The 19,744-nt window shown below is 75.3% G+C and carries 18 protein-coding genes; 13 read left to right on the top strand and 5 right to left on the bottom strand.

Annotated features, from left to right (window positions below):
* Positions 1-61 precede the first annotated feature (61 nt).
* The gene (locus tag AB0A74_RS32930; protein ID WP_358255667.1) at positions 62-1,183 is read right to left on the bottom strand and encodes an AI-2E family transporter; all 1,122 of its coding nucleotides are present in this window, start codon (positions 1,181-1,183) and stop codon (positions 62-64) included.
* Between the two features lie 104 nt (positions 1,184-1,287).
* Here AB0A74_RS32930 and AB0A74_RS32925 point away from each other — a divergent pair, with 104 nt between their 5' ends.
* Genes AB0A74_RS32925 through AB0A74_RS32915 form a run of 3 tightly spaced genes read left to right on the top strand, consistent with a single transcriptional unit; the run spans position 1,288 to position 3,934 of the window.
* Positions 1,288-3,129, top strand: a complete 1,842-nt coding sequence (locus AB0A74_RS32925) for a glycoside hydrolase family 15 protein (RefSeq protein ID WP_358255665.1) — start codon at positions 1,288-1,290, stop codon at positions 3,127-3,129.
* A complete protein-coding gene (locus AB0A74_RS32920; RefSeq protein WP_358255663.1) occupies positions 3,117-3,536 on the top strand; it encodes a DUF1269 domain-containing protein in 420 nt (139 codons plus the stop codon). Before AB0A74_RS32925 ends, AB0A74_RS32920 begins: the two co-directional genes overlap by 13 nt.
* Complete coding sequence (locus tag AB0A74_RS32915; RefSeq protein WP_358255661.1) at positions 3,533-3,934, top strand: potassium channel family protein; 402 nt, start codon at positions 3,533-3,535, stop codon at positions 3,932-3,934. Before AB0A74_RS32920 ends, AB0A74_RS32915 begins: the two co-directional genes overlap by 4 nt.
* Here AB0A74_RS32915 and AB0A74_RS32910 read toward each other — a convergent pair.
* The gene (locus AB0A74_RS32910; protein WP_358255659.1) at positions 3,922-5,232 is read right to left on the bottom strand and encodes an MFS transporter; all 1,311 of its coding nucleotides are present in this window, start codon (positions 5,230-5,232) and stop codon (positions 3,922-3,924) included. The genes AB0A74_RS32915 and AB0A74_RS32910 overlap by 13 nt on opposite strands.
* 391 nt (positions 5,233-5,623) lie before the next feature.
* On the opposite strand from AB0A74_RS32910, the gene AB0A74_RS32905 reads away from it, so the two are divergent.
* The 6 genes from AB0A74_RS32905 (at position 5,624) to AB0A74_RS32880 (ending at position 11,416) form a co-directional block, all read left to right on the top strand.
* On the top strand, positions 5,624-6,586 hold the full coding sequence (locus AB0A74_RS32905) for a hypothetical protein (RefSeq protein ID WP_358255657.1): 963 nt from the start codon (positions 5,624-5,626) through the stop codon (positions 6,584-6,586).
* The gene (locus AB0A74_RS32900; RefSeq protein ID WP_358255655.1) at positions 6,583-7,236 is read left to right on the top strand and encodes a M protein; all 654 of its coding nucleotides are present in this window, start codon (positions 6,583-6,585) and stop codon (positions 7,234-7,236) included. The genes AB0A74_RS32905 and AB0A74_RS32900 overlap by 4 nt, the downstream gene beginning before the upstream one ends.
* A complete protein-coding gene (locus tag AB0A74_RS32895) occupies positions 7,224-7,715 on the top strand; it encodes a DUF1269 domain-containing protein (protein ID WP_358255653.1) in 492 nt (163 codons plus the stop codon). The genes AB0A74_RS32900 and AB0A74_RS32895 overlap by 13 nt, the downstream gene beginning before the upstream one ends.
* A 14-nt stretch (positions 7,716-7,729) precedes the next feature.
* On the top strand, positions 7,730-7,951 hold the full coding sequence (locus tag AB0A74_RS32890) for a hypothetical protein (RefSeq protein ID WP_358255651.1): 222 nt from the start codon (positions 7,730-7,732) through the stop codon (positions 7,949-7,951).
* Entirely contained in the window at positions 7,948-8,598 is a 651-nt protein-coding gene (locus AB0A74_RS32885) for a hypothetical protein (RefSeq protein WP_358255649.1), read from the top strand. Before AB0A74_RS32890 ends, AB0A74_RS32885 begins: the two co-directional genes overlap by 4 nt.
* Positions 8,599-8,812: 214 nt before the next feature.
* Positions 8,813-11,416, top strand: coding sequence for a LuxR C-terminal-related transcriptional regulator (locus tag AB0A74_RS32880; protein ID WP_358255648.1), 2,604 nt, complete (start codon positions 8,813-8,815; stop codon positions 11,414-11,416).
* Between the two features lie 7 nt (positions 11,417-11,423).
* Here the strand turns inward: AB0A74_RS32880 and AB0A74_RS32875 are convergent, their stop codons facing one another.
* Together AB0A74_RS32875 and AB0A74_RS32870 are read right to left on the bottom strand one after the other, a co-directional pair.
* Positions 11,424-11,675, bottom strand: a complete 252-nt coding sequence (locus tag AB0A74_RS32875) for a hypothetical protein (RefSeq protein ID WP_358255646.1) — start codon at positions 11,673-11,675, stop codon at positions 11,424-11,426.
* 222 nt (positions 11,676-11,897) lie between these two features.
* Positions 11,898-12,911: a hypothetical protein gene (locus AB0A74_RS32870; RefSeq protein WP_358255644.1), complete on the bottom strand. Its 1,014-nt coding sequence runs from the start codon at positions 12,909-12,911 to the stop codon at positions 11,898-11,900.
* A gap of 139 nt (positions 12,912-13,050) precedes the next feature.
* On the opposite strand from AB0A74_RS32870, the gene AB0A74_RS32865 reads away from it, so the two are divergent.
* The 4 genes from AB0A74_RS32865 to AB0A74_RS32850 all read left to right on the top strand — a co-directional run bounded on the left by AB0A74_RS32865 (position 13,051) and on the right by AB0A74_RS32850 (position 17,911).
* Entirely contained in the window at positions 13,051-14,373 is a 1,323-nt protein-coding gene (locus tag AB0A74_RS32865) for an APC family permease (protein ID WP_358255642.1), read from the top strand.
* A 219-nt stretch (positions 14,374-14,592) separates the two neighbouring features.
* Positions 14,593-15,594, top strand: a complete 1,002-nt coding sequence (locus AB0A74_RS32860; RefSeq protein ID WP_358255641.1) for a hypothetical protein — start codon at positions 14,593-14,595, stop codon at positions 15,592-15,594.
* A gap of 9 nt (positions 15,595-15,603) precedes the next feature.
* On the top strand, positions 15,604-16,677 hold the full coding sequence (locus AB0A74_RS32855; RefSeq protein WP_358255639.1) for a PQQ-dependent sugar dehydrogenase: 1,074 nt from the start codon (positions 15,604-15,606) through the stop codon (positions 16,675-16,677).
* A gap of 76 nt (positions 16,678-16,753) precedes the next feature.
* Positions 16,754-17,911, top strand: coding sequence for a hypothetical protein (locus AB0A74_RS32850; protein WP_358255637.1), 1,158 nt, complete (start codon positions 16,754-16,756; stop codon positions 17,909-17,911).
* On the opposite strand, the gene AB0A74_RS32845 is transcribed toward AB0A74_RS32850, so the two are convergent.
* A partial coding sequence (locus AB0A74_RS32845) for a WD40 repeat domain-containing protein (protein WP_358255635.1) occupies positions 17,912-19,744 on the bottom strand: 1,833 nt, incomplete at its 5' end.

The following is a 19,744-nucleotide window of genomic DNA, read 5'->3' as shown; positions in this document are numbered from 1 at the left end:
TCGGTTCCCTCCGGTTGGTGGATCACGCCGACCACGCTCGTGGCCGCGGGGCCGGATTTCCTCACCCGTCACGGGCGGAACGCACCAACGCGGTCACCCACCGGGCACGCGGATCGACGTCCACGAGCACCGCGGAGACCAGCAGGGTCGCCGGGACGGCCAGCACCATCCCCAGCGGACCCAGCACCCAGCCCCAGAACACCAGCGCCACGAACGCCGCCGTCGTGGACAACCCGACCGCGCCACCCGCGAACCGGGGCTGCACCAGCGACTGCCCGACGAAGTTCACGACCACGTACACCACGACCACCAGCAACGCCCGCCGGCCGCCGTGCTCCAGCAGCGCCAGCACGGCCGGCGGCGCGAGACCGAGCAGGAACCCGATGTTCGGGATGTAGTTGGTGACGAACGACAACAGCCCCCACAACAGCGCCGGACCCACGCCCAACGCCCACAGCGCCACCGTGTCCACGGCGGCGATCGCCAGCCCGAACACCGTGGTGACGACGAGGTAGCGGCGGGTGCGGTGGGCGAACCGGCGCAGCGACTCGCCCAGCCGGGGCCGGTCGGCGGACAGCTCCGCCAGCCGCGCCTCCACCCCGTCGACGCTGAGGAAGAACAGCAGCGCCAGCAGGAACACCAGGTTGGTCGCCAGCCCGGCCACGTCGCCCAGCAGCGCGCCCAGCCCGGTCAGCACCCGTGCGGTGTCCAGCGACTCGACCCACGCCCGCACCCGCCCCGGCTCACCGGCCACCCGGTCGAGCACGTCCGAGCCGCGCGCGAGCAACTCCCGCCCGCGCTCGACGTAGTCGGGCAGCATCCCGCCCAACTCGGCCGCCGACACCGCCACGACCAGTCCGCACAGGACGACCACGCCGTAGACCACGGCCACCGTCCCGGTCGTCTCCACCCACCGCGGCACGCCCCGGCGGCGCAGGGCCGCCCGCACCGGACCGACCGCGATCACCACCACCAACGCCAGCAGCGCGGGCGTGACCAGCCAAGCGGCGGCCCGCACCCCCGCCACCACGACCACCACCGACGCGCACCCCGACAACAACGCCAACCCGCGCGGCACGCCGACCCCCGACCCGGGTGGGTCGCCCGCCGCGTCTCCCGCCGTCGTGCCGGTCGAGCCGCCCGCCGCGCCGGTCGAGCCGCCCCGCACCACCTGGTCCGCCATCGGCCCTCCTTCCGTCGAGCCGCACCGTGCCGGCGGGAGGCGGCGTGGATCTTCGCCCGTGCCGGGTGAGGCCGGAGCGCCGGCGGGCGGACAGCGTCGTCCGCATGACCGAACAAGAGCACGACTTCCCGCCGATCGAGGGCCACGGCCTGGTCGGCGACCTCCAGACGGCGGCCCTGGTCGCGGCGGACGGCACCGTGGACTGGTGGTGCGTCCCCCGGTTCGACTCGCCGAGCGTGTTCGCCGCCCTGCTCGACCGCGAGCGCGGCGGGCACTGCCGGATCGGCCCGGCGGGCGACCGGCGGCCCGGCCGCCAGCTCTACTTCCCCGACACCGCCGCGCTGATCACCCGCTTCACCACCCCGACCGGCGTGGGCGAGGTGGTGGACTTCATGCCGCCCGCCGGTCCGACCGCGACCAACCGGCGCAAGCTCGTGCGCATGGCCCGGTGCGTGCGCGGCAAGGTGGACTTCGCGCTGGAGGTGGTGCCGCGCTTCGAGTACGGCACCGGCCCGCACAAGACCGTGCTCACCGACGACGGCGCGGTCTTCGAGAACCTCGACACCACGCTGGTGCTGCACACCGTCCGCGAACCCGGCGACCCGCGCCTGACCGACCTGCGCGCCGACCACGACCTGCACGGCGTCCTCACGCTCGCGGAGGGCCAGGTGCGGGGGATCGTGCTGGAGACCAACCCGGGCGGCCCGCCGCGCTCGGTGCGGGTCGCCGAGGTGGAGGAGGAGTTCGCGCGGACGGTCGCGTTCTGGCAGGGCTGGCTCGCCCGGTCGACCTACCGGGGCCGCTGGCGCGAGGCGGTGAACCGGTCGGCGATCACGCTGAAGCTGCTCACCTACGCCCCCACGGGCGCGATGGTGGCCGCCCCCACGGCCGCGCTGCCCGAACGCGTCGGCGGCGAGCGCAACTGGGACTACCGCTACACGTGGGTGCGTGACGCGTCCTTCGCCGTGTCGTCCCTGCTGGAACTGGGGTTCACCGAGGAGGCGGCGGCCTTCGCGCGCTGGCTGGCCGACCGGTACGAGCAAGGCGACGGCCCGCTGAAGGTGCTCTACCGGGTGGACGGCTCGCCGCACGTCCCCGAGCGGGTGCTGGACCACTTCACCGGCTACCGCGGCTCGGGCCCGGTCCGCGTCGGCAACGCCGCCGGCGACCAGCTCCAGCTCGACATCCACGGCGAACTGCTCGACGCCCTGCACCGGGCGCACGGGCACGGCCTGCGCGTCGGGCGGCGCGGCTGGCGGGCGCTGTCGGGGGTCCTGGACTGGCTGGCGGGCAACTGGGACCAGCCCGACGAGGGCATCTGGGAGACCCGCGGCGGCCGGCACGACCACGTCTACAGCCGGGTGATGAGCTGGGTCGCGTTCGACCGCGGGCTGCGCATCGCGGCCGAGCAGGGGCTGCCCGCGCCGGTCGAGCGGTGGCGCGCGGCCCGGGACGCGATCCACGAGCAGGTGTGGCGGCACGGCTGGCACCCGGGTCGGCGGGCGTTCGCGCAGCGCTACGACTCCGACGTGCTCGACGCGTCGGTGCTGCGGCTGGCCCGGGTCGGGTTCGTCGCGCCGCACGACCCGGGCTGGCTGTCCACGTTGGACGCCGTCGAGCGCGACCTCGTGCTCGACGACCAGGTGTTGCGCTACGACCCGGTCGCCTCGCCGGACGGGCTCGACGGCGTCGAGGGCACGTTCTCGCTGTGCACGTTCGACTACGTGTCCGCGCTGGCCCGCTCCGGCCGCACGGCCAAGGCGCGGCTGGTGTTCGAGAAGGCGTTGACGCACGCGGGCGAGGTCGGCCTGTACGCGGAGGAGTTGGGCCCGGAGGGGGCGCACCTGGGCAACTTCCCGCAGGCGTTCACGCACCTGGCCCTGGTGGAGGCCGCGGTCGCGCTGGACCGGGCGCTGGAGGGTGGTGCGGCGGCGTGGCCGTGGTGACGACGTGGTGGTTCCCCGCGCCGGACGGCGCGGAGAACGCCCTGGAACTGCTGCACGACCGGCACCACGCGCTGCAGGACGCGGCGGTCGTGTCGTGGCTGCCCGACCAGGCCCTGCCCGAGGTGCGCCGGCCCGGCCGGGTGGTGGGCGACGCGGTGCTCGCCGGCGCGTTCTGGGGCCTGGTGGCGGGCCTGCCGCTGCTCGCCCCCGTGCTCGGCGCGGTGGTCGGGTCGGTGGTCGGGCTGCTGGCCGCGTGCCTGACCCGGGCGGGGCTGTCCGACGACGCCGTCCGCGCCGGCCGGCGGCACGTCACGCGCGGCTCGTCGGTGCTGGTGCTGCTCACCCGCGACGCCCTGGACGAGCCGGCGCTGGACCGGCTCACCGCGGCGGGGGCCCGGTTCCCGTGACCGGGGCGGTGGTGGCGGGCCTGGCGGTCGTGGCGCTGGCGCTGCTGTGGCAGTTGCGGGCGATCGGCCGGTCCCGCCACCCCGTGCGGCGGGGCGTCCGCGCGCTGGTCGTGCTGGCGGTGCTGTTCGTGCTGGTGTTCGCCAACGCCTACCACGCGCTGTCCACCGTGGACGCCGGGGCGTTCAGCGAGCCGTTGGACCGGCTGGACGCGGCCTACTTCGCCGTCACCGTGTTCGCCACGGTCGGGTTCGGCGACATCGCGCCGGTCACGGGCGCGGCCCGGCTCGCCGTGACCGTCCAGATGTGCGGGGGCGTGGTGCTGGTCGGCGGCGTGGCCCGGCTGGTCGTCCGGGCCGTGGAGGAACGCCGCCGCCGCATCTCCGGTCAGGACGGCTGACGCGGCAGCAACAGCGCCAGGCCGAACCCCACCACCGCCAGCCCGCCGAACACCGCCAGCGCCGAGGCGTAGGGGCCGGCGGTGGTGGCCGCCACCGCCGCCCCGGCCAGCGCCGTGCCCAACGACGACCCGAGGTTGGACACCGCCCGCGACACCCCGGACACCGCGCCCTGCGCCGGGCCCGGCCACGCCGACTGCACCAGCGTCACCGACGCGGTCAGCATCGTGCCCACCCCGACCCCGAGCAGGAGCAGGCCGGGCAGGAACGCCGCGAACCCCGAGTCGTGCCGCACCGGCGCCACCAGGAGCGCCACCCCGGCGACCGTCACCGCGAACCCGACCCGCACGACCCGGCGCAGCGGCAGGCGGCGGGCCAGGCGGTCGGCGACGGCCGCGGCGACGAGCACCCCGGCGGTGGCCGGCGCCAGGGCGAGCCCGCTGCCCACCGCGTCCAGCCCCCGCACGCGTTGCGCGTACACCGACAGGACGATGAAGGCGCCCTGCAGCACCAGCCACTGCACCACCTGCGTGGCCAGTCCGAGCACGGTCCCGGCGTCGCGGAACAGCTCCGGCGGGCACAGCGGGTCGCGGCGGCGCGTGATGTGCCACCCGAACGCGCCCAACACCAGCACCCCGAGCCCGACGAGCACCCACCCCGACCGCAACACGCCCAGCACCACCAGGAACAACCCCGTGCCCGAGAGGACCGCGCCCGGCACGTCGAACCGCGCCGGCGGCCCGTCCCGGCGCGCGGCGGGAGGTCCCGGATCGCGCAGCCCCCGGGCCGCCACCAGGATCGCCGCCACCACGGCCGCCTGGAACAGGAACGCCGTGCGCCACCCGAACGCGCTGGTCAGCAGCCCGCCCAGCAAGGGCCCCGCCGCCGCGCCCACCCCGCCGGCCGCGCTGACCACCGCGAACGCCCGCGCCCGGTCGGCCACCTCGCCGAACAGCACCGTCACCAGGACGTAGACCGGCGGGATCATCAGCGCCGACCCCACCCCCTCCAGCACCGAGTAGCCCAGCAACAGCACCCACGGTCCGGGCGCGAGCGCCGCCACCAGCGCCCCCGTCCCGTACACGGCGAGCCCCGCGATGAAGCACCGCTTGCGCCCCCACACGTCGGTCAACTTCCCGCCGGGCACCATCAACGCCGCCATGACCAGCGTGAACAGCGTGATCGTGGCCTGGACGCCGGAGACCGGCATGGCCAACCCGTCCGCGATGGCGCTGATGGACACCGTCATGGTGGTGGCGGCGAAGCTCGCGACGAACTGCGCGAGCGCCAACGGCGCCACCCCTCCTCCACGCCGCATATTCACCCTCTCCGGGTGAAGCGGCGGCACGCCTCCGCCCACCCGCGGTCCCGGTCGCCGGGCACGGTCGCGCCCGGTCCGCCGTGACGGTCGCACCGGGGCCGACGCCGGCGGCTCACCCGCGTCGGGTGGGACGGCGTGCGCGTTCACCCGCCACGGGTGTCGCCCCGGCGGGGTCGCCGTCGTGACGCTGGTGGGGCGGCGCGGGCCTCGGGGGGCTTCGCGGTCTCGGTCCCCGCCGCACCGGTGGCGCCGGTCCGGTCGTCGCGGAACGCGCGGCGGACGGCCCGCGGTCGGGGCGCGGGTCGTCGCGCCGCGCGCGTCGGTCCGGCGCCACCGGACCCCCACACCCCTCCCGTGAGGAGCAACTCCCGTGCGCACACCCGTTCTGCTCGGACCGCACCGGCTCGCCGACGTGGTCCGCCCGCTGCACCCGGTCGCCTCCGTCTACACAGGACAGTCGGACGCGCCGTGGGGCGACCGCGCCGCCGCCCTGGTCGACGCGTTGCGCGCGGCCGGCGCGGACGAGGCCACCGTCGTGGACTTCCTGGTCGCCGTGCCGGACGAGCCGGACACGCCGGTCGCGGTGTTCGCCGACGGCGGCCACGTGCCGGCGGTGTACCCGATGCCGGGCCGGCGTGGTCCCGACACCGCCCGGTACGGCGCGCCGGCGCGGGTGTTGCCGCTGGTGGCGTGGGCGCAGGAACGCCCCGCGTGCGTCGTGGTGGACGCGCGGCACGCGAGCGTCGAGGTGGCGTCGGTGCCCGGCGGGCTGGCGGCGTCCGGGCGCGAGTCGGTGTGGTGCCGGCCGCGGGCGACGGTCGCGGCGTGCCGGGACGCGGTGGACCGGTGCGGCGCGCGGCTGGTCGTGGTCCACGGCGGGGAACGGCTGGCCGAGGCGTTGCGGGCGGAGTTCGGGCCGGACGTGACCGTGCGGCGGGTGCGCGAACCGGGACCGGACCGGCTGGCGGAGGTGGCGCGGTCCACGGCGCGGCTGTGGGCGGCGCGCAGCGTGGCCGAGTTCGACGAGCGGTCCGCGGTCCCCGGTCACGTCGTGCGGGGCGTCGGCCCGACGCTCGCGGCCCTGGCCCGCGGCCGGGTGCGGGAGCTGCTGGTGGACCGGGCGGTCGCCGACCCGACCACCGGCTGGTTCGGCGCGTCGGCCCGCCAGGTGCTCGACCGGCCCCACGTCGCGTGGCGGTCGGGGCCGGCGGTGGACGTGGCCGTGCGGTCGGCGCTGCTGGGCGGGGTGCCGGTGCGGGTGCTGCGGCCCGGCGCGCTGCCCGCGGGCGTCGGCGCGCTGTGCCGCTACCCGCTGGCGGTGGTGCCCTCGTGACCGGCGAGCTGGTGCCGCTGCGGATCGCGTTCGACGTGGCGTGGCCGGGGTACCGCCGCGACCAGGTGCGGCGGTACGTGGACGAGGCCGAGGCCGACGTGCGGCTGCTGACCGCCGACCGGGACGCGGCGCTGCGCCGCGCCGACCTGCTCGCCGACCGGCTGGAGGCCCAGCGGCGGGAGAACCGCCGGCTGTGGGCCCGGCTGGACCGGGTGTGCCGGACCCCGCTGGACCGCGACGGCGCCGAGGAGCGCGCCTGGCACGTCGTGCGGCTGGCGCACGCGGAGGCGGACGCGATCGTCGGGCGAGCCCGGGCCGCCGCCGAGCGGGCCTGGTCGGAGGTGGACGCCGTCACCGCCGAGGCCGAACGACGGCGGCGCGAACTGGCCGACCGCGCCGCCCGCGTGCGCGAGGACTTCGAACTGGCGATGTCCGCGCGCCGCGCGGAAGCACTGGCGGCCCTGGCCGCCCACGACACCGCCGCCCGGCAACGGGCGGACCGGGTCGTCGCCCGCGCCCGGCAACGGGCCGCCGAGCTGGACGGCCACCACGACCGCGTCGTCGCCCGCCTGCGCGCGGCGGCGGACGTGCTCACCCGCGCCGGAGCGGCGTTGGGACCGGAGATCGGAGAGCTGACATGGCAACGCTGACCATCTGGAAGTTCGACACCGCCGAGGGCGCCGACCACGCCGCCCGCACGCTGGAGTCGCTGGCCAAGAGCCGGCTCGTCGCGGTGCACGACGCCGCCGTCGTCACCTGGCCGCACGACCGCAAGAAGCCCAAGATCCGCCAGTTGCACGACCTGGTCGGGCGCGGCGCGCTGACCGGCGCGTTCTGGGGGCTGCTGTTCGGCCTGCTGTTCCTGGTCCCGTTCCTCGGGGCGGCGGTCGGCGCGGCGGCGGGCGCGGCCGGCGGCAAGCTGGTGGACGTCGGGATCGACGACGACCTGCTGCGCGAGGTGCGCGACCGGGTCGTCCCGGGCACGTCCGCGCTGTTCGTCCTGACCTCCGGGGCGGTGCTGGACAAGGTCCGCGACGCCTTCGCCGGGCCGAGCACGCCGGAACTGCTGTTCACCAACCTCTCGCCGGAGCAGGAGCGCTCCCTGCGCGAGATGTTCGCCGACGCCTGACCGGGGGTGACCGCGTGGCACGTGCGTCCGGGGGCCGGCGTCGACTGGTCCTGCTCTGCGTCCTGATCGCCCTGGTGCCGCTGGTCGCGCAGCGGCACGCGGGTCGGCTGCCGTGCGGCGCGGGCGGCGCGGTGGTCGCGGCGGCGGTGCTGCTGGCCGCCGTGCCGCGCACCGTGCTGCGGCTGGCCGCCGCCCTGGCCGAGCCGTCGGTCCCGGCGGTGCCGTCGTGCCCGTGACCGGACTGCTCGCGCGGGAACGGCTGTTCGCCGCGCTCGACCGCGACGACGGCCGGGTCACCCTGGTGCGGGCCCCGGCCGGCGCGGGCAAGACCGCGCTGCTGACCAGTTGGGCCGCGCGGTGCGCCGACCGGGTGGCCGGGGACGCCTCGCCGGTCGCCGTCGTCCCGCTCACGCCGGCGCACGGCGAGCCCGCCGCGTTCAGCCGGGCCGTGCACGACGCCGTGGCCGGCGCGGGCGGGTCGCCGCTGGTGTGGCTGGTGCCCCGGCCGCGCCGCGGCGGCCCCGCGCTGTGCCTGGCACTGGACGGTGTGGACGTCCTCGCCGGACGCCCGTCGGCGCGGCTGCTCGCGGCCCTGGCCCGGCACCCGTCGCTGCGTCTGGTCCTCGCCGGACGCACGCCCTCGCCGCTGCGGCCGTGGCTGCGCGCGCACGGCCGGTTGCGCGAGATCGGCGCGGCCGACCTCGCGTTCACCGAGGACGAGGCGCGGCAACTGTTGACGGCGCACGGCGTCGCGCTGTCCTCGCCGGACCTCGCCGACCTGGTGCGGCTGACCGGAGGCACGGCGGCCGGCCTGCGCCTGGCCGCGACCTCGTCGTCCGCGCGGGGCACGCCGGCCACGACCCGACCGGCCACAGTGGCGTGATCACCGTCACAGCGCAGACCCGTTCGGACGCCGCCGGGCGGGCGATCGCGCCGCGCCGGCGGCTCCGTTCGCCTATCTCGGGCAACCGTTGTGCCAGAACGGATCAAGCGTCACCCGCCGAGGGTGAGGAAGCCCCGTGACCACACCGCCGATGATCGTCAGCACCCGCCGCACCCGATCAACCGGCACGCAGGCAGAGCAGAGAGGCGACGAGATGGCGGAGCGGCAAGACACAGAAGGCGCCGACCACCCGGTGGCGCCGCCCAAACTGCGCGTCCCGCTCGCCGAGGCGCCCATGGTGCACCGGCACCGGCTCACCGCGCTGCTGGACGCCCACACCGCGGCGACCTCCGCCGCGCCACCGGTCACCGTCGTGACCGGACCGGCGGGCGCGGGCAAGACCACGGCGCTCGCGATGTGGGCGCGCCGCCCCGCGACCGGGCGCGTGGCCTGGGTGACCCTGGACCCGCACGACAACACCGCCCCCTACCTGTGGTCGGCGGTGCGCGAGGCGCTGACCGAGGCCCTCGGCGGCGACGCGCCCGACCTGCCGCCGCCGTCCGGACCGGACTTCCCGGCGCTGCTGATCGCCGCGCTGGACCACCTCGCCGCCCCGGTGCGCCTGGTGGTCGACGACGTGCACCTGCTGCACGACCGGACCGCGTTGCGCGGCCTGGAGCTGCTCGTGCGGCACACGCCCGAGCCGTTGCGGCTGCTGCTGGCGGGCCGGCACGTGCCGCCGCTGCGGCTGTCCCGGCTGCTGCTGGAGGGCAGGCTGCGCGTGGTGGGGGAGCGGGACCTCGCGTTCACCCGCGAGGAGACCGAGCACCTGCTGGCCCACCACGAGCTCAGACTCGACGCGCGGGACGTGGACCACGTCCTGCGCGTCACCGACGGCTGGACCGCCGGGCTGCGGCTGGCGGCACTGGCGCTGACCGGGTCCGTGCCACCGACGGAGTTCACCGGCGCGCTGCCCGCGGTCGCCGACTACCTCGCCGAGGAGGTGCTGGCCCCGCACGGCGACCGCGCCCGCTCGCTGCTGGTGGCGACCAGCGTGTGCGCGGAGGTCTCCGCCGACCTCGCCGCCGCCGTCGCCGAGGAGCCCGAAGCCGGCCGCCTGCTCCAGGAGCTGGCCCGCCGGCACGCGCTGGTGTCCACAGAGGACGGTGTGCGGTTCCGGTGCCACCCGTTGCTGCGCGACCACCTGTCCGCCGAACTGGACCGCGTCCGCCCCCGCGACCGCGCCCGCCTGCACCACGCGGCGGCGACCTGGCACCGCGACCACGGCCGGCCGTTGGACGCCCTGGAACACGCCGTGCACGGGGAACGCCCCGACCTGACCGCGGACGTCGTCGGCCGCGACGGCCTGGCCGAGGTCCTGAGCGGCCACGGGCCGCGCCTGCACGAACTGCTCACCGCCGCGCCCCAGACCCTGGTCGGGCGGACCCCGGCCGCCCTGGTCGGCGCGGCGGCGGCGGTGGACGCGGGCGACCTGGCCGCCGTGGACTGGCTGCTCGGGCACATCGCCGACGGCGCGCTCACCTCCGACCGGATGCGCGCGCTGCACGCCGCCGTCCGCCTGCAGCGCGCCCGGTTCCACGGCGACCTGGCCCCGGCGTTGACCGCCCTGGCCGCGACACCGGCGGGCCGCACCGGCAACGACGCCCTCGACGTGCTGTCGCGCCGCGAGCGCGGCGTCGCCGAACTGTGGACCGGTCGCCTGACCGAGGCCGAGGAGGACCTCCGGCACGCGTTGGACGCGGCCGTGCGCGGCGGGTTCGACCACGCCGCGCTGGAGTGCCTGGCGCACTTGACGGTCGCGTCGGCGCTCAACGGCGACCCCCAGGCCGTGGCCCACCACGCCGACCGCGCGTTCGACGTGATCTCCGCGCACGGCTGGGAGGAACGCCCGGCGAGCGCGGTGGTGCACACCGTCCTGGCCGCCGACGCCCACCGCCGCCTGGACGACGCCACGGCCCGCGCGATGGCCGGCCGGGCGGTCGCGGCGTTGCCGGAGGCGGCGGACCGGACCGTGGCCCTGGCGGTGGCGGCGGTGCGCGCGACGACGTCGTTCGAACGCGCCGACGACCCGCACGCGGTGGTGTCCACGCTGTGGAAGCGGTGGCGGGGTTTCACCGACCGGCAGGTGTCGCCGCACCTGGTGGCCGAGGTCGTGCCGACGGCGCAGCGCATGGCGTTGCGGGTGGGGGAGGAGCAGTGGGCGGCCGACCTGGCGGCGTACGTGGAGTCGCTGACCGGCGAGTCCGCCGAGCACGCGCTGGTCCAGGCCGTGCTGCTGGCCCACCGGGGCCGCGCCGCGCAGGCCCGCAAGTGCCTGGAACCCGTGCTGCGCGGGGAGTCGGCCGCGGTGGTGCCCGGAACCCTGGTGGACGCCTGGGTCCTGGAGGTGGCGCTGCTGGCCCGGGACGGGAACCCGCAACAGGCCCACGACGCGCTACGCAAAGCGCTGGCCGCAGCGGAACCCTTGCACGCGCTGCGACCGTTCTTCAACGCGGGCAAACCCGTCCGCGACCTGCTGGCACGGGGCGCCGGCCGCTTCGGCCGCCTGGACCGCTTCGCCACCGCGGTGATGACCACGGTCCCCACCGCCTCCACCGGCCAACCCGAAGCCCTGACCACGCGGGAGCGGGCGTTGCTGGTGGAGTTGCCGTCGATGCGGACGGCGGAGGAGATCGCGGACTCCATGTACGTGTCGGTCAACACGGTGAAGACGCACTTGCGCGGCATCTACCGCAAGCTGGGCGTGAGCCAGCGCCGCGACGCTGTCGTCGTCGCGCGCCAACGCGGTTTGATCTGACGGTCCTTCAGGAGTTGCGCGCCTTGCAGGCGTCGAGCGCCCACTGCTGCCGGCCGTACTCGTCGCGGAAGATGCGGTAGCAGGTGGTGAGTTCCTTGGAGCTGCACGCGTCGTCGGCGATCCACGGATCGGCGTCGTTCTCGCCCACGGCGATGTCCATGCAGTCGCCGTAATCCCGGGCCGCCGCCCCGGCGTGCGGAGCGACCACCCCGGCCAAGGCCAGCGCGACGGCGGGGACCAGAAGCATGCGCTTGAACATCGTTCCTCCTCAGGACACCTGGCCCCCAGTAGACGGTGCCGTTGGACCTGCTGCCACAGGGCCAACCGAATTCCCACTGCCCGGTGAACCCGACCGCCCGATCGGGGAGCCGGCCGCCGCGGAGCCGATCTGTTCGTCGGAGCCGATCTGTTCGTCCGCCCCGTCCCGGGCGCACACCTCGAAGGCCCGCGGGAGGTCGCGGACCTTCGAGGTGGGATTGGGTCAGTACGCCACGGCGAAGGCGTGGCTCATCACGGCCGCGTGGGTCGTGGTCGAGCCGGTGGTGTCGGTCAGGCCGCCGGCCGCCATCTGGACCGCCGCGGTCGAGCCCCTCAGCCAGTCCGTCTTCACGTAGAAGTTGAACCGCGGGACGCAGTCACCGCCCGTGGCCGCCGGGAAGAGCAGGTTCAGCGGGACCACCTGGTGGTGCACGTCGCGGCGGACCGTGGTGGAGACCGTGGTGCTGTCGGTCTTGCACAGGGTGCCGTCGCGCTTCCACTGGTTGACGAACAGGGTCACCCGGACGTCGACGGAGTTGCTCGGGCAGTCGTAGCCGGCGGGTTCGGGGTAGCAGGCCATCAGCTCCATGTCGCCGAACACGCTCAGGCCCGTGACCGGGGCCGTGTCGAACAGCGGCATGGACGGTTCGCGGACCGGCGTCGCCGTGGAGTTCAGCGCGATGACCCGGCCCCGCGACACGTCGTCGCCGTCATCGGCCTGGATCGGGACCCCGGTCGTCGTGTTGGCCACGCTCGCGTCGGCGAAGCGCATCGACCCGCCGACCAGCTGCACCGGCGAGCTGGTCGCGGCGAGACTGGCGGTGCGCAGGTAGGTGGTGCAGGTGACCGTGCCGGCCGCGCCCGGGTGCACCAGGAACCTCGTGGTGACGTTGATGTCCTTGAGGTTCGCCGGGTTGTCCGGGGTCGCCGCGAGCACGTTCTGGCCCATGACGACGTTCTTCTTCCAGCCGTTCGGGCCGGTGCAGCGGACCTCGTTGTCGATCAACGTCCGGGACGACGCGTTGTTCACGCGCAACGTCGAGTGGACGTACGCGGTCTGCGTGGCGGTCATGGTCAGGGGCACGGAGCCCAGTTCGATGACGCTCTGCGTGCCGCCGGGCGGGGCCTTGACCTCGCGGGCCGGGAACGTGACGGCCGCGGCGGCGGGTCCCGCGGTGGCGACCAGGGCCGTGCCGGCGAGACAGGCGGCGGCCAGGGCGGTGAGCAGACGTCTCATGTGCATCCCCCTCGGTGGGCAGCTTCTCACCGGTACCTGGCGGACCGGGGCGCTTTGCCCCCGATCGGGCGACGTCAGCGGGTGGTCGTGCTGGTCACAGCGGGGTTCGGGGGTGGGGGTTCGGGGTACCGCAGCGGGCATGGCGGAGGTGCTGAGGCGGGCGGTCAGTGGGCGGTTGTTGTACTTCTTCGTGCTCGGGGACATCCTCGGGGCGGGGGTGTACGTGCTGGTCGGCTCGATCGCCGGGGCCGTGGGCGGCGCGGTGTGGGCGCCCCTGTTGACCGCGCTCGCGTTGGCCGCGCTCACCGCCGGGTCCTACGCCGAGCTGGCCACCAAGTACCCGCGTGCGGGCGGGTCGGCGCACTACGCGACGCGGGCGTTCGGGGACGCCGCGGGCTCGTTGGTCGGGTTCTGCATGCTCGCCGCCGGGATCGTGTCGGTGGGCGCGCTGGCGCGGGCGTTCGCCGGGGACTACCTGGGAGCGCTGGTGTCCGTGCCGACGGTCCTGGTGGTCGTGGTGTTCCTGGCCGCGCTGGCGGCGTTGAACATCCGGGGGATCAAGGAGTCGTTGCGCGCCAACGCCGTCGCCACCTGCGTCGAACTCGGCGGGCTGGTCGTGGTGATCGTGCTGGGCGCGTGGGTCGTGCTGCGCGGTGACGCCGACCCGGCCCGGCTGGCGCAGCTGGACACCGGGCAGGGCGTGTTCAGCGCGGTCCTGGCCGGGACGGTGCTCGCCTACTACTCGTTCGTCGGCTTCGAGACCTCGGTCAACCTCGCCGAAGAGGTGCGCGACCCGCGCCGGTCCTACCCGCGGGCGCTGTTCGGCGCGCTGGCCACGGTCGGTGTCGTCTACCTGCTGATCGGGCTGGTGACCAGCGCCTCCGTGCCGACCGACCGGCTGGCCTCCTCCAGCGGGCCGCTGCTGGAGGTGGTCCGGGTGGCGGGCGGCGTGCCGGAGTGGCTGTTCAGCCTGGTCGCGCTGGTCGCGGTGGCCAACGGCGCGCTGCTGACCGGCATCATGTCCTCCCGCCTGGCCTACGGCATGGCCCGCGACGGCCTGTTGCCCGCCCCGCTGGGCCGCGTCCTGCCGGTCCGCCGCACGCCGTGGGTCGCGGCGCTGACCACGTCCGGCGCGTCCCTGGTCCTGGCGTTGACCGGCGAGGTGGAGACCCTGGCGACCACGCTGGTCCTGCTGCTGCTCGTGGTGTTCCTCGCGGTGAACGCGGCCGTGCTGGTGCTGCGCCGCGACCCGGGCGACGGCGACCACTTCCGGGTGCCGACGGTGGTGCCGGTGCTGGGCATCGGCTCGTGCCTGCTGCTGGTGACCCGGGTCGAGCCGGGGACGTGGGTGCGCGGCTCGGTGCTGCTCGGGCTGGGCCTGGTCCTCGCGGCGGTCAACGCGCTGCGCAAGCGCGCCGCCCACCGGCGCCCGGTCGACGCGGGGAGCCGACCGGGCGCGTGACCCGCGGCTGGTTCCACACCCCGCGCCCGGACCGGCTGCCCGCGACCAGCCCGGCGGCGTCCAGGACGGCCGGCCGTGCGTGGGATACGCGCCTCCGCAAGCCCAGCCCGTGCCGCCGCCGGAACCCGAACCGGTGTAACCCGCGTCCTCTTTCGGGTGACGACCCGGCCGGGTCGGTCCGTTCTGGACAGACTGGAGCCGGTGAGGGGGTGAGCGGTGGTGAGGGTCGGGACGTTCCTGCCGGTCGCCGGCGCGGACGGCGGGGTCGTCGCGCCGGACGAGCACCGCGAGCTGATGCGGCTGTTCGAGGCCGCCGACGGGCTGGAGTTCGCGCACGGGCTGGACTTCCGGCGGTCGTTCATCCGGCGCGGACGGGTGTACTGCGGGGACGTGTGCCTGAGCGACCTGGACGTGTACGTGTGGCACGTCGACTTCGCGCGCAAACCCGGCAGCTACGACCTGGACGCGTTGCTCACGCTCAAGCGCGACACCGTCGTCATCCCCGACCCGGACGAGATCGCCGCCGCGTTCGACAAGCACTGGGCGTACCTGGCGCTGGCCGGGGCGGGGGTGCCCGTTCCCGACAGCGTCCTGGTCGGCGCGCGCGACCTCGACGCCGTCGAGCCGGTGTTCGCCGAGTGGGGGCGCGGGGTGCTCAAGCCGCGGCGGGGGTGTTTCGGTTGGGGCGTCACGTTCCTCGACAGCTTCACCACGTTGCGCGACATCGTCGGCTACCTCGACGCCGAGACGACCGAAACGCGGGTGCGCGGGGTGGCGGAGGTGTCGTCGGGGCGCAGCTTCCTGGTGGAGCGCTTCTACCCCAACAGCCCGGGGGACTGGCTGGGCGTGACGTTCGTCGGCGACGAGGTGGCCTACGCGTTCAGCAAGGACGTGGACCGCCACGTCCGGTGGAGCGACACGGCGTGGAAGGTCTACGACCCGGCGCGGGCCGGCGGCAGCGTGCGGTACCGGGAGGTGCCGGAGTCGCACGGGGAGTTGCTGCGGGCGGCACGGGGCGCGTTCGACCTGCCGCTGGTCGGGTTCGACGTGATCTGCCACGAGGGACGGCCGGTGGTCGTGGACGTCAACACGGGTCCGGCGCTGTACCGGGAACTGTTCCACGCCGCCGGCAAGAGCATGGCCCGCGAACTGCACCGCGCGTACACCACGGCCATCGACCGCCGGCTGAGCGGCGCTGCGCGCGGTCCGGCGCGGCGTTAGGCCGGCTCGGTGTTCAGGAGGCTCACGACCGCGGTGACGGTCGTCGCCGCGGGTGTCGGGCCGGTGCCGGCCGCGGCGGCTCCGCTGTGCGCCGAGCCCATCTGCTCGGTCACGGAGGTGGCTTCGGAGGACGACCTGCCGTGGGGCCTGACCGCGGTGCCCGGCGGCGCGGTCCTCTACAGCCGCCGCGACCTGCTCGACATCGTCCGGCTCGACCCCGCCACCGGCGCCAAGGCCAGCGTCGGGGCGGTGCCGGGCGCGGCCGGCACCGAGGGCGAGGGCGGTGTCCTGGGCATCACCGTGGCCGCCGACTTCGCCGCCGACCCGTGGCTCTACATCATGCACACCACGGCGACCGACAACCGCGTAGTGCGCATCCGCTACACCGATGGCGCGCTGAACGGCCCGCCACAGGTGCTGATCAGCGGCATCCCGCGCGGCAAGTACCACAACGGCGGCCGGCTGCGCTTCGGTCCCGACGGCAAGCTCTACATCGCCACCGGCGACGCCCAACGCCGCGAGACGGCCCAGGACGTGCGCAGCCTGGCCGGCAAGGTCCTGCGGATCGCCCCGGACGGCACGGTCCCGCCCGACAACCCCTTCGGCACCCCGGTGTGGAGCTACGGCCACCGCAACCCGCAGGGCCTGGCGTTCGACTCGCGGGGTCGGTTGTGGCAGCAGGAGTTCGGCAACTTCGTGATGGACGAGACCAACCTCATCGTGCGCGGCGGCAACTACGGCTGGCCGCGCTGCGAGGGCACTTCGGGCACGTGCAACGACCCGGCCTACGTGCCGCCGAAGCGCACCTACAAGACCTCTGAAGCGTCGTGCAGCGGCATCGCCGTGGTCCAGGATGTCCTTTATGTGGCGTGCTTGCGCGGCGCACGTCTGTACCGCGTTCCGATCAACGGCGACCAGCTCGGCGAGCCCGAACAGCACCTCAACGGCACCTATGGGCGGCTGCGCACCGTGGAACCGACGGGCGACGGCGACCTGTGGCTGACCACGAGCACCAAGGGCGACAAGGACAGCGTTCCGAACAACAGCAAGGAACGCGTCCTGAAGGTGGTCCTGCGGAGGTAAAGGTCACGCGGGTGCTGTGGCCGGTCGTTCCCGAGCCGCAGCCACGCGGTCGGTCCACGATGGAATGATTCCGGCCATGCCGTCGAACACCGTCCGCGCCCGCCGGGTCCGTGCCGCCGAGAACTGGTTCGTGCGGGACGGCACGCCGACGATGATCGAGGGGTACGGGTTCCGCCGGCACGTGCTGCCGCGGATGTTGCCGGCGCTGGGGCTGGTCACGTTGGCGAGCCTGGTGTGGCTGGTGCCGCTGCGGTCGGCCGGCGGGCAGCGGTGGGCGTTGCTGGCCGGCGTGTTGCTCGCGACGCTGGCCACCTGGGTCGCGTTGCGGTTGTTCGTCCGGCGGCTGCCGCGGTTGTCCAGGACCGCCACGCTGGTCGTGCTCGCCGTGTACGCCGCGATGCCGCTGGCCGTTCCGCTGCTGCAACTGGCCGTGGACGACACCATCACGCCGCCGGGCGGCAGCGCGGTGGGGCTGCTGGGGTTCGTGATCTTCTTCGCCGCCGTGTTCGCCGCCACGGCGCTGGCCGCCACCTACGGCTTCGGCACGTTGCTGCGCCGCGCGGTCCGGCACGCGGTCAACGACCTGCGCAACAGCGTGCGGCTGCTGGGACGGGCGTTGCCGGCGATGCTGTTCGTCACCCTGTTCCTGTTCTTCACCGGCGAGCTGTGGCAGGCGATGAACAACCTCGGCTGGTTCCGGCTGACCCTGGTGGTGCTGCTGTTCAGCGCGATCACCGTGCTGGCCGCCGCCGCCCGCCTGCGCGACGAGATCGGCCGCGTCGAGCAGGACCTGCGCCCCGACCGCCTCGCCGCCGCCTGCCAGGGCACCCCGCTGGCCGGCGTCGAGGTCGCCGAACCCCTGCGCGCCACCCCGCTCAACGGCCGCCAGAACCGCAACCTGCTGCTGATGCTGGCCACCCGCCAACTCGTGCAGGCCGCCGTGGTGGGGCTGGCGCTGTTCGCGTTCTTCCTGGTGCTGGGCCTGATCGTGGTCACGCCCGCGACGGCGGAGCAGTGGATCGGCGACGCGCCGACGTTCTCCAAGCTGCTGCCCGGCATCCCGGTGGCCCTGCTGCGCAACGCGACCCTGTTCGCGGCGTTCGGCAGCATGTACTTCGCCATCACGTCGATGAGCGACGCCGACCACCGCCAACAGTTCTTCGCCCCGATCATCGACGAGGTCGAGCGCACCCTCGCCGTGCGCGCGGTCTACCTGACGACCCTGCGCGGCTGATCAACAGGGGGAGCGGAAGGGCAGGTCGCCGAAGTGCTCCCGCCACTCCTCCCGGCCCGGCTCGGGCACGTTGGCGCAGACCCACCGCGCCGCGTGCCCGGTGTCGGTCTCCCACAGGCGGACCGTGCGGTCCTCGCCGGCGGTGGCCAGCGTGTGGTCGTGGAACGCCGCCACGTAGTTGCGGGCCGTGTGACCGGTCAGCACGGCCAGTTCGGCGGGCCGGCCCGGGGTCGTGACGTCCCACAGCCTGGCGGTGCCGTCGGCGCTCGCGGTGGCCAGGGTGTGGCCGCTGAAGGCCACCGAGTGGACGGTGTCGGTGTGGGCGGCCAGTTCGGCGAGCTGGGCGCGGGCGCCGGCGTCCCACAGGCGGACGGTGTGGTCGGCGCTGCCGGTCGCGATCAGGTTCCCGCTGAACGCCACGGACTTCACGCTGTCGGTGTGACCGGTCAGGGCGGGCAGTTCGCGGGGCTCGCCGGTCAGGTCCCACAGGCGCACGGCCCGGCCCGACGTGGCCGCGGCGAGCAGGCGGCCGTCGGGGCTGTAGGCCACGGACTCCACGTTGTCGGGGTCGGCGGGGCCGGTGAGCACCGCGAGTTCGCGCTTGCCGGGGACGTCCCACAGGCGCACCGAGTGGTCGGCGCCGCCGGACGCCAGCACCCGGCCGTCCGGGCTGAACGCCAGGGCCTGCGCCGAGTCGCCGTGCCCGGTCAGCACCGCGACCTCCGACCGGCCGCGCACGTCCCACAGGCGCACGGTCCGGTCCAGGCTCGCGACCGCGAGCAGGGTCCCGGTCGGGTCGAACGCCACGGCGTTGATCACCGACGTGGTCGGGGTCAGCCGGGCCAGCGGGCGCGGCCGGCGCGGGTCGGTGGTGTCCCACAGGCGCAGCACGCCGTTGCCGCTGCCGGTGGCCAGCGTGCGGCCGTCCGGGGCGAACGCGGCGGCGGCGATGCCCGCCTCGTGCCCGCCCAGCACGGGACCGGGGACGTCCCACAGCCGGACCGTGCGGTCGAACCCGGCGGAGAGCAGCGTGCGGCCGTCCGGGGTGAACGCGACCGTCACCACGGGTCCGGTGTGCCCGCGCAGCACGGCCAGCTCGCGGGGGTGGGGACCGGTGAGCTCCCACAGCCGCACGGTCCGGTCCAGGTGCGCGGTGGCCAGCAGCCCCGGGCCGAACGCCACGGCGTGCGCGTTGTCGGCGGGCAGCGAAGCGACCTTGACCGGTGAACGCGGGGCGGTGGCGTCGAACAGGTGCACCTTGCGGTCGTCGCCCACCACGGCCAGCGCACCGCCCGGCCCGTGCGCGACGTGCCACGGCCGGCCGGGGTGCGTGACCACCGCCAGCTCCACCGGCCGCGCCGGGTCGGCCACGTCCCACAGCCGGGTCGTGCGGTCCCAGCTCGACGTGGCCAGCACCCGCCCCTCCCGGCTGAACGACGCGGTGGTCACCACGTCGGTGTGCCCGGTGAGCACGCCGAGCTGCCGCCCGACCGGGTCCCACAGCCGCACGGTGTGGTCGGAACTGGCGGAGGCCAGCACGGACCCGTCGGCGGAGAACGCCAGCGACACGACCGCCGTGGCGTGGCCGGGCAGCGCGGCGACCTCGACGGGGTGCGCCGGGTCGCGCACGTCCCACAGCCGCACCACCCGGTCCTCGCCGGCGGTGGCCAGCACCCGGCCCGCCGGGCTGAACGCCGCCGTCCACACCTTGTCCGCGTGGGCGGTGATCGTCGCGCGCTCGGCCGGCCGGTGCGGGTCGGTGGTGTCCCACAGCCGGACCGCGCCGTCGCCGCCGGCCGACGCGGCCACCCGCCCGTCCGGGCTCGCCGCGAC

The organism is Saccharothrix sp. NPDC042600, from assembly GCF_040647305.1.
Classification (GTDB): Bacteria; Actinomycetota; Actinomycetes; order Mycobacteriales; family Pseudonocardiaceae; genus Actinosynnema; species Actinosynnema mutabilis.
Note: the sequence above shows the minus strand (reverse complement) of the source record. Positions and strands in the feature narration are given on the sequence as shown.

Coding starts and splice junctions, on each gene's coding strand:
- AB0A74_RS32930 (WP_358255667.1), bottom strand. CDS start 1,183: ATGGCGGACCAGGTGGTGCGGGGCGGCTCGACCGGCGCGGCGGGCGGC.
- AB0A74_RS32925 (WP_358255665.1), top strand. CDS start 1,288: ATGACCGAACAAGAGCACGACTTCCCGCCGATCGAGGGCCACGGCCTG.
- AB0A74_RS32895 (WP_358255653.1), top strand. CDS start 7,224: ATGGCAACGCTGACCATCTGGAAGTTCGACACCGCCGAGGGCGCCGAC.
- AB0A74_RS32880 (WP_358255648.1), top strand. CDS start 8,813: ATGGCGGAGCGGCAAGACACAGAAGGCGCCGACCACCCGGTGGCGCCG.
- AB0A74_RS32875 (WP_358255646.1), bottom strand. CDS start 11,675: ATGTTCAAGCGCATGCTTCTGGTCCCCGCCGTCGCGCTGGCCTTGGCC.
- AB0A74_RS32870 (WP_358255644.1), bottom strand. CDS start 12,911: ATGAGACGTCTGCTCACCGCCCTGGCCGCCGCCTGTCTCGCCGGCACG.
- AB0A74_RS32865 (WP_358255642.1), top strand. CDS start 13,051: ATGGCGGAGGTGCTGAGGCGGGCGGTCAGTGGGCGGTTGTTGTACTTC.
- AB0A74_RS32850 (WP_358255637.1), top strand. CDS start 16,754: ATGCCGTCGAACACCGTCCGCGCCCGCCGGGTCCGTGCCGCCGAGAAC.